The sequence below is a fragment of the Methylobacterium sp. E-046 genome (genome assembly GCF_022829625.1).
Classification (GTDB): Bacteria; Pseudomonadota; Alphaproteobacteria; order Rhizobiales; family Beijerinckiaceae; genus Methylobacterium; species Methylobacterium longum.
On record NZ_JAKSYP010000295.1, the window covers coordinates 1 to 13150 of the forward strand.

The 13150-nt window shown below is 73.7% G+C and carries 12 protein-coding genes and 2 pseudogenes; 8 read left to right on the forward strand and 6 right to left on the reverse strand.

Annotated features, from left to right (window positions below; genetic code table 11):
• Window positions 1-138, forward strand: a pseudogene (locus tag MKK82_RS33630) (porin family protein); the annotation flags it as partial.
• A 193-nt stretch (window positions 139-331) separates the two neighbouring features.
• On the opposite strand, the gene MKK82_RS33635 reads toward MKK82_RS33630, so the two are convergent.
• Window positions 332-862: a hypothetical protein gene (locus MKK82_RS33635; protein ID WP_243988074.1), complete on the reverse strand. Its 531-nt coding sequence runs from the start codon at window positions 860-862 to the stop codon at window positions 332-334.
• A 443-nt stretch (window positions 863-1305) separates the two neighbouring features.
• On the opposite strand from MKK82_RS33635, the gene MKK82_RS33640 reads away from it, so the two are divergent.
• From MKK82_RS33640 to MKK82_RS33660, 5 genes and pseudogenes are all read left to right on the forward strand, one after another.
• Window positions 1306-1575 (forward strand): GCG_CRPN prefix-to-repeats domain-containing protein, encoded by a 270-nt coding sequence (locus MKK82_RS33640; protein ID WP_243988075.1) that lies wholly within the window; start codon window positions 1306-1308, stop codon window positions 1573-1575.
• Window positions 1576-2140: 565 nt separating this feature from the next.
• A complete protein-coding gene (locus MKK82_RS33645; protein ID WP_238292528.1) occupies window positions 2141-2683 on the forward strand; it encodes a sigma-70 family RNA polymerase sigma factor in 543 nt (180 codons plus the stop codon).
• A gap of 315 nt (window positions 2684-2998) precedes the next feature.
• A pseudogene (locus MKK82_RS34510) lies at window positions 2999-3370 on the forward strand (hypothetical protein); the annotation flags it as partial.
• A gap of 277 nt (window positions 3371-3647) precedes the next feature.
• Window positions 3648-4478 (forward strand): helix-turn-helix transcriptional regulator, encoded by an 831-nt coding sequence (locus tag MKK82_RS33655; protein WP_243988077.1) that lies wholly within the window; start codon window positions 3648-3650, stop codon window positions 4476-4478.
• 13 nt (window positions 4479-4491) lie between these two features.
• On the forward strand, window positions 4492-4821 hold the full coding sequence (locus MKK82_RS33660; RefSeq protein ID WP_243988078.1) for a DUF1127 domain-containing protein: 330 nt from the start codon (window positions 4492-4494) through the stop codon (window positions 4819-4821).
• Window positions 4822-4843: 22 nt separating this feature from the next.
• Here MKK82_RS33660 and MKK82_RS33665 read toward each other — a convergent pair whose 3' ends face one another.
• Window positions 4844-5863, reverse strand: coding sequence for a zinc-dependent alcohol dehydrogenase family protein (locus tag MKK82_RS33665; RefSeq protein WP_243988079.1), 1020 nt, complete (start codon window positions 5861-5863; stop codon window positions 4844-4846).
• Window positions 5864-6065: 202 nt separating this feature from the next.
• Here MKK82_RS33665 and serA point away from each other — a divergent pair, with 202 nt between their 5' ends.
• Window positions 6066-7289: a phosphoglycerate dehydrogenase gene (gene serA / locus MKK82_RS33670; RefSeq protein WP_243988081.1), complete on the forward strand. Its 1224-nt coding sequence runs from the start codon at window positions 6066-6068 to the stop codon at window positions 7287-7289.
• A gap of 75 nt (window positions 7290-7364) precedes the next feature.
• On the opposite strand, the gene MKK82_RS33675 is transcribed toward serA, so the two are convergent.
• The 4 genes from MKK82_RS33675 to MKK82_RS33695 all read right to left on the reverse strand — a co-directional run bounded on the left by MKK82_RS33675 (window position 7365) and on the right by MKK82_RS33695 (window position 12290).
• On the reverse strand, window positions 7365-9341 hold the full coding sequence (locus MKK82_RS33675) for a family 2A encapsulin nanocompartment cargo protein cysteine desulfurase (protein ID WP_243988083.1): 1977 nt from the start codon (window positions 9339-9341) through the stop codon (window positions 7365-7367).
• Entirely contained in the window at window positions 9328-10725 is a 1398-nt protein-coding gene (locus MKK82_RS34135; RefSeq protein WP_279603436.1) for a family 2B encapsulin nanocompartment shell protein, read from the reverse strand. The genes MKK82_RS33675 and MKK82_RS34135 overlap by 14 nt, the downstream gene beginning before the upstream one ends.
• 427 nt (window positions 10726-11152) lie before the next feature.
• On the reverse strand, window positions 11153-12001 hold the full coding sequence (gene cysE / locus MKK82_RS33690) for a serine O-acetyltransferase (RefSeq protein WP_243988103.1): 849 nt from the start codon (window positions 11999-12001) through the stop codon (window positions 11153-11155).
• A gap of 100 nt (window positions 12002-12101) precedes the next feature.
• Entirely contained in the window at window positions 12102-12290 is a 189-nt protein-coding gene (locus tag MKK82_RS33695; RefSeq protein WP_238292513.1) for a hypothetical protein, read from the reverse strand.
• A gap of 540 nt (window positions 12291-12830) precedes the next feature.
• Here MKK82_RS33695 and MKK82_RS33700 point away from each other — a divergent pair.
• The gene (locus MKK82_RS33700; protein ID WP_238292511.1) at window positions 12831-13112 is read left to right on the forward strand and encodes a hypothetical protein; all 282 of its coding nucleotides are present in this window, start codon (window positions 12831-12833) and stop codon (window positions 13110-13112) included.
• Window positions 13113-13150 lie beyond the last annotated feature (38 nt).

Sequence of the window (13150 nt, forward strand, 5' to 3'; positions counted from 1 at the left end):
CGCAACACCCGCAACCAGGGCGCGTTCGTGATCAACGCCGCCTCCAACGTCCCGGCCTTCTACAGCCCGGTCGGCCGCCGCTCCGACGAGTTCGCCGTCGTCCGCGCAGGCCTGAACTACAAGTTCGGCTCGTACTGAGAAACGCCGACGGGTCTCCCTCCGCGCCTGCGCGGAGGGAGACTTCCGGGGAATCGGGAATCCGTGCGGCATTGGTTCGCACCGCATCCTCCCTCGATCTGAGCATCCCCAGCCCGATCAGACTGGCCGCTTAGCCGAGGCGCGTCCCGGGAGCCCCTCCCGGGACGCTTCGCGTCGGGGCGCGCCCGATCCCTCAGGCGTGGACGGCGTGCTCCAGCTGCGCCTTCGACATCCGCGACCGGCCGGGCACGTTCTGCGCCTTCGCCCGGCGCATCAACTCGGCCTTCGTGGTGCCGCCCTTCGCGCCACCCTTGGTGTCGCCCTTGCTCTCCGTGCGCGCCGCGGCGGCCTTCTCGGCGGCGGCCCTGGGCTGCTTCGAGAACTGCTTGCCCTTGGCGGTATCGGCCCGCTTCTTGGCCGTGCTGGCGGCGTATTCCGTGTCGGTCAGGCTCTCGCGGGCCTTCTTGGGCAGGTAGCGCTCGCCGGTCTTGCCGCTCGCCTTGCCGGACTTCGTGTCCCACTCCTCCTCGGTCCATTGCTGGAGGTGGTTGTCGGCCGACTTCTTGCCCGCGTAGCCGCCGCCTTCCTTCTTGTACTCGGCGCTCGCCATCTGCGCCTTGCGCGCCGACCACTGGCCCGGCTTGCCGCCCTTGTCGGACTTCGTGACCTCTTTCTTGACCTTGTCCCAGAGTTTCGGGTCGGTCTTCTTGGCTGTTCCTGCCATCGTGGCGTCTCCGGATAGAGATTTGGCAGACAACACGAGGCCCGCCGCTCCGTTCCTGGAGCGCGTCCGCCGGCCGCGGGGCCGGGTTGCCCGGACCGGGCGAGCCCTCCGCGCACGGCGCGGCATCGGCGAGCCGGCCCCCGGCCGGGTACCGTTCGAACCCGCAGCCCCCCGACATCCCGCGGCCGCGCAGCCGAACCCCCGATGCGCCCGCGATGCGCCCGCGATGCCTCGGCGCCGATGCGTCGGCGGTCGGGTCGCGCCGCGGCGGCTTTGCCTCCGGTCTCGGCAGCGGAGTGCCTGGCCGGCGCAGTGCCTGGCCGGCGGAATGTTTGTTTCCAGACAATTATGGCCCAGGTCAGTTTCCATTCAGGGCCGATGACCGAAGGAGCCGCGCCTCGCGCGGGGCCAGCCCGGCGCGAGTCTGAACAGAAGGTCTGATCATGATGCACGTGAAGATGCTCGCAGCCGCCGCGACCGTCGTCGGCGGCCTCGGCGTCGCCTCCGCCGGCGCCGCGCCCCTGGCGCCCGTGGGGGCCGACACGATCACCGGCCCCGCGGCGGTCGGCACCGTGGCCTTCGGCTGCGGCCCCGGCTGGGCGCCCGGCCCCTACGGACGCTGCCGCCCGATCTACCGCCGGCCGCGCTTCTACGGCCCGCGCTGCTTCTTCCGTCCGACCCCGTTCGGCCCCCGGCGCGTCTGCCGCTACTGAGGCGGAGACGGGCCAAGCGGACGGAGGTCGCCTCCGCCGAACCGTAACGCGATCCACGGGTTGATCCGAGGGCGGGCGGCCTCTCCGCGGAGACGGCCGCCCGCCCCGGCTCGCGCGGTCGCGGCCCCCTGCACCGGGGCCGCGCCGGCCCCCGCGCAACGGGCGTCGTGACACAAATTCGCGCGGCCGCGCCGCGCATCGGGAGCGCCCATGGCCCGGGATCAGAGCGGAGGCGCGAATCCCTCGCCGGAGGAATGTGCGGCGGGCCTGCGCGCCGGCCGGAAGCACCTCGGCGCGGACGGGTTTCCGCAGGCCGCGCCGACGCCGGCGTCCGGTCCCGCGCGGGCCGCGGACGATCCGGAGACGGGGCGCGACGCCGAGGACGAGGCACGGACGGCTCCCCCCTCCCGGACGGCGTAGGGCGCCCGCGTGTGCCCCGGGTCGCCGACGCCCCGGGAATAAACGCGGCCCCTTGCCGGTTTCCGATGCCATGGCGTAGCGCTCAGGGCGAGGCACCCATGGCCCCAGGGATCTTCGACCGGACCGGCGCAGCGCGGCGCGCCGCATGACGACCCTGGCCCGCGCGCGGTTCAGCCAGCTCGTCCTCCCGCGCCTCGACGAGGGCTACCGGCTCGCGCACTGGCTCACCGGCAACGCCACCGACGCCGAGGACGTTATGCAGGAGGCGTGTCTGCGCGCCTACCGGGCGATCGAGGGATTTGCGGAGGGCAATGCCCGGGCGTGGTTCCTGACCATCGTCCGCAACACCGGCTATTCCTGGCTGCAGCGGCACCGGCCCAGGGCGGTGATCTTCGCCGAGGATCTCGCCCCCGAGGCCCGCGCCGCCCTCGAATCCGGCAGTGCCCTGGCCGAGGCGCCGGTGACGCCCGAGGCGGCCCTCATCGCCCGCGACGACGCCGGGCAGCTCGCCCGGGCGGTCGAGGCCCTGCCGGTCGCCTTCCGGGAGACCCTGGTCCTGCGCGAGTACCACGGCCTCAGCTACCGGGAGATCGCCGCGGTGACGGGCGTCCCCGTCGGAACCGTGATGTCCCGCCTCGGCCGCGCGCGGCAGCACCTCCTGATCCGGCTCGCGGGGGACGGGCGATGATCGACGACGACGAAACGCTCCTGCTCCTCGGCGCCTACCTCGACGGCGAGCTGTCGGCCGGCGAGGTCCTGGCCATGGAGCGCCGCCTCGCGGCCGAGCCGGCCCTGCGGGCGGCGGCGGAGCGCCTCCGCGGCCTCTCGGCCGATCTGCGGGCGACGCCGGCGCCCCCGCCCGCCCCCGAAGCCCTGCGCGGCCGCGTGATCCACGCGATCGGATTCGCCGACCCGCCGCCGGGCGGGCGGTCGATGTCCGGATCCCGGCCCGGCTTGTGGCGCGGCCCCTGGGGCGGCTTGTGGGGCGGCTCTTGGGGCGGCTTGTGGCGCGGCTTGTGGCGCGGCTCTTGGCGCGGCTCTTGGCGCGGCTCCTGGCAGGCGCTGGCCGCGACGCTCGTCCTCGGCCTTGCCGGGGGGGCGACGCTGGGCAGCGGCGCCTTCCGCGTCGACCGCACCGGGACCGCGGCCGAGGCCGTGCTCGCCGGCCACCTGCGCGGCCTCGCGGCGCCGCAGCCCTTCGACGTGGCCTCGTCCGACCGCCACGTGGTCAAGCCCTGGTTCAACGGGCGCACCACGCTCGCCCCCGACGCGCCGGACCTCGCCGACCAGGGCTTCCCGCTGGTGGGGGGCCGGATCGACATCGTCGCCGGGAACCCCGTGCCGACCCTGGTCTACCGCAAGGACCGGCACGTGATCAGCGTCACGGTCCTCCCCGCGGCGGAGGGGCCGGGGGCCGGGGAGGAGCGGCGGGACGGGTCGACGATCGAGCGGTGGAGCCTCGGCGATCTCACCTACTGGGCGGTGTCGGACCTCAACCGGCGCGACCTGCGCGCCTTCGTGGAGCTGTTCCGGTCCCGGACCGGCCGGCCGGGCTAGGGCCGCCGCCGGAAACCGCGCGGCCGGGAATAACCGTCCCCGCCGCCGGGTTCTTCATCCCGTCGCTCCGACGAGGCTCTGACGAGGATCCGCGCGTGATCGCTCAACCGGACCCGGATTCCCGCCACGGCCGGATGGCCGCCGCGCCTGCGCCCGGCCCCGTGCGCCCGTGGCGGCTCATCGCCGGCGGGAGCCGGTGCGCCGCGCCGGATCCGGGCCTCGTGGAGGCCGCGCTCCACCTCCTGGCCGAGCATCTCGAGCAGGGATTGGCGGTCACCGACCGGTCCGGCCGCGCGCATTTCCTGAACCGCGCGGCCCGGGGCGTCGTCCGCCGGGGCCTCCTGCGCCTGGAGCACGGCCGCCTGCGCGGCACCACGCCGGCGGACGGCGCGGCCCTGCGCCGGATCCTCGGCAGCGCCGCCGACGGACGCGCCGGCTCGGCGCGCCTCATGGGGGAGGGCGGGACCCTGCTGGTCGCCGCCTGCGCGATCCCGGCCCTCGGCCCCGCCGAATCGGACGCCGAGTTGGGCACCGACGGGGGCGGCGAGGGGGGCGCGGACGGAGGAGCCGTGCTCCTGCGCCTCATCGATCCCGCGGACGCCCCGCTGCCGGCCCCGGGCGCCCTGCAGGATCAGTTCGGCTTCACGCAGGCCGAGGCGGCCCTGGCGGTCGACATCCTGGGGGGGAACGATCTGGCGGCGAGCGCTCGCCACCGCGGGATCACCCGGAACACGGCGCGCGTCCACCTGCGGCGCCTCTTCGAGAAGACCGGAACCCGTCGGCAGGCGGAGCTGATGCGCCTGCTCCTGCTCTGCCCGCAGCCGCTTGCCGCGTGCCGCGTGCCGCCCAAGGTCCCGCCGGTTCGGCACCCGGAAGCGGCTCACGGCCGGGCGCCGGCGTCAAAATATCCGCCCGGGATTCGATGAGTAGTCCAAACGGATGATGCGAGCGAATGACAATACAGCGACGCTGATTCAGCCGGACATTGATAAACAACAGATCTTCCGGCACGATGGAGGCTCCTTCATGCTCCTCTCTTTCCTGAAGTCTGCCCAGAAGCGCCGCATGGCGGCGCGGAATTTCCGTCTCCTGTCGGCGCTCGACGACGAGATGCTGCGCGATATCGGCCTGGATCGGCGCACGCTCGCGACCTTCTGCGAGAACGGCTGCACGCACAGCCCCGCTCCGCCGAGCCGCCCGGCGGCCCCGTGGACGGCCGCGGTGTCGGCGTCCCTGGCGCCGGGCACGCTGGGATCCGCCCTCCGCTGAGCCGTCCCGAGTTCCGGATCGCTCAGATGGCGATGCAGATCTTGCCGAAGTGGCGGTTGCTTTCCTGGTGGCGGAACGCCGCCACGAGTTCGTCGAGGGGGTAGCGGCTGTCCACCACCGGCCGGAGCCCGCAGGCCTCGATGCCACGGACCATCTCGATCTGGTGCCGGCGGCTGCCGACCAGCACGCCCTGCAGGCGGATCTGCTTCAGGAGCGCCGGCACCAGGGGCAGTTCCCCCGCGACGCCCGAGAGGATGCCGATCACCGAGATGTGGCCGGCGACCCGCACGGCGGCCATGGACTGCTCCAGCGTTCCCGGGCCGCCGACATCGAGGACGTGGTCGACGCCGCGCCCATCCGTGAGGCGCCGCGCCGTCTCGCCCCAGGCCGGGTCGGCGCGGTAGTTGATGACGTGGTCGGCGCCGAGGCCGCGCAGGCGCTCCAGCTTCTCGTCGCTGGCGGAGGTGGCGATGACGGTGGCGCCCGCCGCCTTGGCGAATTGCAGGCCGAACAGCGACACCCCGCCGGTGCCCTGCACCAGCACGACGTCGCCGCCCTTCAGTCCGGCATCGGCATGGAGCGCCCGCCACGCGGTGAGCGCGGCGGTGGTGAGGGTCGCCGCCTCGGCGTGGTCCCAGCCCCGGGGCGCGTGGGTGAAGGCGGCCGCCGGCGCGGTCACCCGGTCGCGGGCGTAGCCGTCGATCCCGTCGCCCGGCACGGTGGCGAAACCCTCGACCAGCGGCGTGCCCTCGGTCCAAGTCGGGAAGAACGTGCTGACCACCCGGTCCCCGACCGCGAATTCGCTGGGGCCGGGCCCCACGGCCTGGACCTCGCCGGCGCCGTCGGACATCGGGACGCGTGGCTCGCTCGGCCCCCAGAGGCCGCTGACCACGGCGTAATCGTGATAGTTGAGGGAGCTCGCCCGCAGGCGGACGGTGATCGCGCCGGGACCGGGCTCGGGCACCGGCCGCGCTCCGAAGCCGACCTTGTCGAAGCCGCCGCCCGGCTGGACGATCACGGCGCGGGCTGTCGATCCGGTCATCAGGCACTGTCGCTCCGCGGCCTCGGCCGCTGGGGGCGGACCCTGACAGCCCGCGCCGCCGGCGTCGAGGGGCCGACCCGGTCCGGGGGAGGGCGGCGGGCGAAGGGCGGTCCCTCGACGCCCGCGGCGCGGGCCCTTGCCGCTGCGCTGCCCCGGCGGCAAGGTCACGGATCGCATCCCGTCCGTGGAAGGAGGCTCGACCGTGTCGACCGAGCGCGTCGTTCTGACCGAAAGCATAGCGCCGACAGCGTCCAAGATCTTCGCGCAGGCCGGGATCGGCGCCATCCGGCACCTGCCGCGCGCCCTCGGCCCCGACGACACCCGCGATCTCGCCGACGCCACCGTCCTCGGCATCCGCTCGCGCACGCAGGTCACCGCGGCGCTCCTCGACGGCCTGCCCGACCTGACCGCGATCGGCTGCTTCAGCGTCGGCACCAACCAGGTCGATCTGGAGACGGTGCGCGCCCGCGGCCTGCCCGTCTTCAACGCGCCGTTCTCGAACACGCGCAGCGTCGCCGAACTGACCATCGGCGAGATCGTGATGCTGCTCCGGCGGATCCTGCCGCGCTCGGAAGCCGCCCATGCCGGCGGCTGGGACAAGTCGGCCACCGGCGCCTTCGAGGTGCGCGGCAAGACGCTGGGGATCGTCGGCTACGGAAATATCGGCGCGCAGCTCTCGAACCTCGCCGAGGCGATGGGCATGCGCGTCATCTTCTACGATCTCACCGACAAGCTGCGCCACGGGAACACAGAGCCGGCCGAGAGCCTCGAGGCGCTGCTGGCCGCCAGCGACGTGGTCAGCCTCCATGTCCCGGAGACGCCGCTGACCCACGGCCTCATGGGCGCCGGGCGCATCCGCGCGATGAAGCCGGGCGCCTGCCTGATCAACAACAGCCGCGGCACGGTGGTGGATCTGGACGCCCTGGCGGCGGCGCTGCGCGACGGGCATCTCGCCGGAGCCGCGATCGACGTCTTTCCGGTCGAGCCCACGTCCAACGCGGAGCGCTTCGTGTCGCCCCTGCAAAGCCTGCCGAACGTCATCCTCACCCCGCATGTCGGCGGCTCCACGGAGGAGGCCCAGGACCGGATCGGCGCGGAGGTGGCCCGCAAGCTGGTCGACTACATCCGGACGGGCTCGACGCTCGGCGCCGTGAACTTCCCGCAGGTCCAGCTGCCGCCGCGCCTGTCCGGCGCCCGCTTCCTCCACGTGCACCGGAACGTGCCCGGCGTGCTCGGGCAGATCAACGCGGTCTTCTCGGGCCGGTCGCTCAACATCGACGCGCAGCACCTGCAGACGGACGGCGAGTTCGGCTACGTCGTGGTGGACGCGTCGGTGCCGGCGGGCGAGGTGGAGGCGGTGCTCCGCGCGCTGCGGGCCATCGACGGTACGGTGCGGACGCGGCACCTCCGGCCGGCGGCGGGGTGACGCGGGCTGCGGCTGCCGTGCGGCTCCCCCTTGCGGGGGCGGGGGAGCCCTGGATCGGCCGGCCTCCCCGCCTGCTCACGGCCGCGGCAGGGTGTGCAGCGCCTTGAGGAAGGCGTCGACCTCCGCGCGGGTGTTGTAGAAGGCCAGCGAGGCCCGGACCGACTGGTCGACCCCGAACCGGCGCAGGGCCGGCAGGGCGCAGTGATGGCCGGAGCGCACCGCGATGCCGTGGGCGTCGAGGTGGCGGGCCACCGCCGCGTTCTCCTGCCCGGCGATCACGAAGGACATCACGCTCGCCTTCTCCCGCGCCGTGCCGATCAGGCGCAGCCCCGTCACGTCGGCGAGACCGGCCTGCGCGTAGTCCAGCAGGTCGTGCTCGTAGGCGGCGATCGCCGGCAGGCCGAGGCCCGCGAGGTAGTCGAGCGCCGCCCCGAGGCCGACCGCGCCGGCGATGTCGGGCGTGCCGGCCTCGAACTTTTCCGGCGCGCCCTTGTAGACCGTGCGGGCGAAGGTGACGTCCTCGATCATGTGGCCGCCGCCCTGCCAGGGGGGCATCGCCGCCAGCAGGTGCGCCTTGCCGTAGAGCGCGCCGATGCCGGTCGGCCCGAACACCTTGTGGCCGGAGAAGACCAGGAAGTCGGCGTCGAGGGCCTGCACGTCCAGCGGCATGTGCGGCGCGGATTGCGCCGCGTCGACCAGCACCGGCACCCCGTAGGCGTGGGCGAGCTGGATGATCGCCCGCACCGGGTTCACGGTGCCGAGCGCGTTGGCCACCTGCGTCACCGAGACGATCTTGGTGCGGCCCGACAGGAGCGCCGCGTACTGCTCGAAGATGATCTCGCCCCGGTCGTCGACCGGGATCACCCGGAGCGTCGCCCCCGCCTGCTGCGCCAGCATCTGCCAGGGCACGATGTTGGCGTGGTGCTCGAGGGTCGAGACGAGGATCTCGTCGCCCGGGCCGACATGCGCCCGGCCGTAGGAATTCGCCACGAGGTTGATCGCCTCCGTGGTGCCGCGCAGGAAGACGATGTCGTCCTTCGTGGGCGCGTTGAGGAAGCGCCGCACCGCCTCGCGGCCGCCCTCGAACAGGTCGGTGGCGCGCGCCGCCAGGGTGTGGGCGGCCCGGTGGATGTTCGAGTTGTGCCGGGCGTAGAACTCCGCGGTCGCGTCGATCACCCCCTGCGGCTTGTGGGTGGTGGCGGCGTTGTCGAGCCAGACCAGCGGGTGGCCGTTGACGCTCTGGTGCAGGGCCGGGAAGTCCCGGCGGACGCGCTCCACGTCGAAGGGCGCCGCCACCGGGCGCGAACCCGGCGCCGCCAGGCGCGGCGCCGGACCCGGGTCGCGGGCCGGCTCGACCCGGGGGCTCGCCGGCGCCCGGCGGGCCGGTCCGGGGGCGAGATTCAGGAAGTAGTAGTCGCCGGCCGGCGCCGCGGGCGCCCGGGACGAACTCTCCTGCGGCGCGTCGCTTCCGGCCCCCGACGGGTCGGCCGGCACGAGGTGCGGGGCGAGCGCGTGCGCGAGGGCGGTGGCGCGGGGATGGTCCGCGGCGATCGGCCGGTACAGCTCCGGACCGCCGGGGAGGGCGGCCGCCGGCGTCGGGGCGCCGGCGAAGGAGAAGTCCGGCCGCGCGGTGCGCGGACCCGCCGGGTGAACCGGCGGGATCGCCCCGACATCGGCGAAGGCCGGGCTCGCCGGCGCGCGGTTCGGCACGGTCGGGCCTGAGAGGCCCGGCAGGCCGACCGGCGGCGCCCCGAAGGACCGCGCCGCCAGCGCCGACGCGTCGGGCTGCAGGCCGACGGGCCGGCCGCCCGAAGGCCCCGAGGGGACGCCCACCGGGGCGCTCGGCAGCGGCGCGCCGCCCGGGCCCTGGGGTAGGCTCTCGAGGGCCTGCGGGACCTCGGGGCCGGCGGGGAGCGCCGGCGCGAAGGGCCGGCTCGCGGCCTGCCCCTGCCCGTAGATCTCCCGGGCGAGGCGCCCGACGAGATCCACGTGCGCGAGGTCGCCCGGGCTCGCCCCGGGCAGCCCGAGGGCGGGGGCCTCAGGCGTAGTCATGGTAGGTGCCCAGCAGCACGTTATCGAGGCGGGCGATCGCGTCCTCGACCAGCACGGCGGCCGAGAAGTAGCGGGTCACGAGGTGCGAGGCGATCGAGTGGTCGTTGGTGCCCATGTAGCGCACCGACAGGCCGGGTTCGATCTCGCCGGTCACGCCGGACTTCTGCAGGCCGACCACGCCCTGCTCGCCCTCGCCGACCCGCAGCAGCAGGATCGCGGTGGTCTCGGCCCCGGTCACCGGGTCGATGTCGATCGGCAGCTTGTCGCTCGGCACCAGCGGCACGCCGCGCCACGTGAGGAACGGCGCGCCGAACAGGTGGACGACCACCGGCGGCACGCCGCGGCGGGTCGCCTCCCGGCCGAAGGCCGCGATGGCGCGGGGATGGGCCACGAAGAAGGCCGGCTTCTTCCAGACCAGGGTCAGCAGCTCGTCGAGGTCGTCCGGGGTGGGCGGGCCGCCGCGGGTGGGGATGCGCTGGCGCGGCCCGACCTCGCCCAGCAGGCCGAACTGCGCGTTGTTGAGGAGCTCCCACTCCTCGCGCTCCTTCACGGCGTCGACCGTGAGGCGGATCTGCTCGCGGAGCTGGTCGATCTCGTTGGAGTAGAGGTCGGTGACGCGGGTGTGGGTGTTGAGGATCGTCTGGATGGTCGAGAGGTGGTACTCGCGCGGATCGACCTCGTAATCCACGAAGGTCGTCGGCAGGCGCGGCTCGCCGGTATGGACCGCCAGCAGCTCGATCCCCTGCTCGCCGTATGAGTTGGTGTGGCCCTTGAGGCGGTCGCGCTCCTCGCGGTACTGGGCGATCTTGGCGCGGATCTCCTCGCTCTCCACCGCGGCGGCGTCGAGGGTCAGGAGGGTCACGGCCGACAGGGCCTTCACGGCCGGGGCGGGGGCGCGCTCACCGGCGAGACCCGCATCGCCGAAATAGTCGCCCTTCGTGGCCAGCCCCTGGCGCAGGCGGCCCTTGTAGGGGCCCGACAGGGTCAGCTCGACGGTGCCGTCGGCCACCACCGTGAGGCTGCGGCCCGCGGAGCCCTCCTCGTGGATCACCGTGCCGGCCTTGTGCTGGCTCTCGGTGAACTTGGCCGCCAGCGCCGCCAGCTCGGCATCGCCCAGCCGGCTGAACAGCGGCACGGCCCGCAAGGAGGCGGGACGGATCACCTTGCTGCCGCCCTTGTCCTCGGCGGCGAGATCGATCCGGCCGGGGCGGGCCAGCACGACGGCGCGGCGGTTGACGCGGTAGACCCCGCCCGCCACGTCCACGAAGGGCAGGAGCCGCAGGAGCCAGCGCGGCGTGTTCGCCGCGTTCTGGACCGAGGTGACGGTCGCCGTCGCTAGATTGCGTGCCGCCGTGGCGCTCACGCTCAGACCCGGTCCGCTCATCGTTCGTCCTCACGTCGTCAGGTTGCGGACGCGCCGCATCGGCCCGCGCCGAGGCGGGCGTCCCCGCAGCGCGCGGGGCGGGCGCAAAGTATGGTTCAAGTCCCGGTGATGACGGCGAGCCGAAACATCGCGCCGACATCGGTGGAAGAATCGTCTTTCGAGAAGACGGGCAATCGACGCCCGCCCCACCGGCCGGACTCAGGAGATCCGTTGTCCGGCGATGCTTGGATAGAGTCCGATTCGGCCCAGCGTCAACGAAACGATGTTCTTAATTTCTCTTCTCTTTTGGAAGGCCACCTCCTGGCATGCACGATCCATAGGAGAGACCCTCGTCTTCTCGCGGGATGCAGAGAAGATCATTTTTTCCGCGCGCGCCCACGACGGGGGGATCGACGCCTTTGTTTCGCGGGAAGGATTTTTCGACGCCTCAGATTCCGTCACCGTCGCCAAACGACTGGTCCATGGTCAGCGCCGGCTCCTCGTCGGCGGGGAGGCGCGAGACCACCCGGGCCGGCACGCCCGCCACCGTGGTGTGGGGCGGCACGTCCTGCAGCACCACCGCGGCGGCCGCGACCTTGGCGCCCGCGCCGACCCGGATGTTGCCCAGCACCTTGGCGCCGACGCTGAGCAGGACCCCGCGCTCGATCTTGGGATGCCGGTCGCCGCTCTCCTTGCCGTTGCCGCCGAGCGTCACCGACTGGAGGATCGAGACGTCGTCGGCGATCACCGTGGTCTCGCCGATCACCACCCCGGTGGCGTGGTCGATGAACACCCCCGAGCCGATCCGGGCCGCCGGGTGGATGTCGCAGCCGAACACCTCGGAGATGCGGCTCTGGACGTGCAGCGCCAGGGTCGCCCGGCCCTGGTGCCAGAGCCAGTGGCCGACCCGATAGGCCTCCAGCGCCGCCAGTCCCTTGTAGAACAGGAACGGGTCGAGGTAGCGGCGGCAGGTCGGGTCGCGCTCCCGGATCGCCACGAGGTCGCGCACCGCGTGCGCGCCGGCCTGCGGGTCCGCCTCGAAGGCCGCGAGGCACAGGTCGCGCATCGACAGCCGCGCCAGGTCGCCGTCGCCGAGGCGGTGGGCGAGGCGGTAGGCGAAGGCCTGCGCGAGGGAACGCTGGTCGAGGATCGTCGCCTGGATGATCCCGGCGTAGAGCGGCTCCTCGATCAGGGCCGCCTCGGCCTCCGCGCGCAGCTCCGCCCAGACCTCGGCCTCGGCGGTGCCGCGGCTCGTGGCGCGCAGGGGCGGCTGCGTCGGCGCCAGGGCGGGCGTCAGGGCCGGCGTCAGGGCCGGGGCCGGCAGGGCCGGGGCCGGCAGGGCCGGGCGACCGCGGGACGGGCGGTCATACGCGTACGGGCTCACCGGAGGGGCCGCCTCAATGCACGCGCCGGAACAGGTCGGGCAGGTAGCGCTCCAGGGTGTCGTGCCCCTGGAACTGCACGTCCACCGTGGCGCCGCCGGCCTGGCGGTGGACGCCCACCACCCGGCCGCGGGCGTGGCGCCAGATCCCCAGGATCTCGGCGAGGTCGAGCCGCGCGAACACCACTTCGTCACCCTGCCTCACCGGGGTTGAGGCCGGCGCGTCGGCCGCCCAGGGCCGGCCGGTCGCGACGGCCCGATTCGGCGGCGGTCCGGATCGGGCCGGCGCCCGGCCCCGCCGGCGGGAAGGGTCTTCCGGATGCGCCCGGAACGCGGAGAAGATTTCGGTCGCGCGCTGTCCCATGAGGAGCATGGTCTTCGCTAAGTTATTGCAACTGCATGATAATTGCGGACCAGGCGCGCTTTTGCAAGCCCGTGAGGCTGCCCCGTGGGGATCCGGCCGGGCCGGGCCGGCACTCCCGGGCCTCACCTTCTGCTCCCGGCGGCGCCCGTCGCGAACACGCTGACCCCCAAGTCATCGCAAATTTGGCAGCATATTCTCGGGTCCGGCGCCTAGATTGAGACCGCCGAAAGACCATTGGCAGCCCAGCCGATCCCGGAACGATGGAGTATACGGTGACCGCCGCCACGCATCAGATCGCCGCGATGACTTCACGCTGTCCGCGGTGTTGCCGCCCCCGAGACCAGGAGAGCGTCCGACACCCGACATGGAAGGCGACCAGCGATGCTGACCTATGACAGTCCCCACCCCGCGCCTCGAGACCCGCCCCCCGCCGCGGCGGCCGACGAGCCCCGCACCCCGTTCCGCCTGCGACACCAGTCCCTCTCGGCCCACGAGCGCGCCGCCCTCGCGAGCGCCGTCGACGACGGCCTGATGCCCGACGAGGTGGCCGGGATCCTCGCCGGCCGGCGCATGGGCGAGGCCTTCCCGGTCCGCTGGGGCGAGAGCCCGGAGGCCTACGCCGCGCGGGCCGTGTCCGAGATGTTCGTCGCCTACCTCCGGTAGGCGCGCCGCCTCTCGATTCGCCGGCAGCCGGTCTCCCC

Bases quoted from the DNA above. Each gene is read 5' to 3' on its own strand.
- MKK82_RS33635 (WP_243988074.1), bottom strand. From the start codon at position 862: ATGGCAGGAACAGCCAAGAAGACCGACCCGAAACTCTGGGACAAGGTC.
- MKK82_RS33640 (WP_243988075.1), top strand. From the start codon at position 1,306: ATGATGCACGTGAAGATGCTCGCAGCCGCCGCGACCGTCGTCGGCGGC.
- MKK82_RS33645 (WP_238292528.1), top strand. From the start codon at position 2,141: ATGACGACCCTGGCCCGCGCGCGGTTCAGCCAGCTCGTCCTCCCGCGC.
- MKK82_RS33660 (WP_243988078.1), top strand. From the start codon at position 4,492: ATGATGCGAGCGAATGACAATACAGCGACGCTGATTCAGCCGGACATT.
- MKK82_RS33665 (WP_243988079.1), bottom strand. From the start codon at position 5,863: ATGACCGGATCGACAGCCCGCGCCGTGATCGTCCAGCCGGGCGGCGGC.
- MKK82_RS33675 (WP_243988083.1), bottom strand. From the start codon at position 9,341: ATGACTACGCCTGAGGCCCCCGCCCTCGGGCTGCCCGGGGCGAGCCCG.
- MKK82_RS34135 (WP_279603436.1), bottom strand. From the start codon at position 10,725: ATGAGCGGACCGGGTCTGAGCGTGAGCGCCACGGCGGCACGCAATCTA.
- MKK82_RS33700 (WP_238292511.1), top strand. From the start codon at position 12,831: ATGCTGACCTATGACAGTCCCCACCCCGCGCCTCGAGACCCGCCCCCC.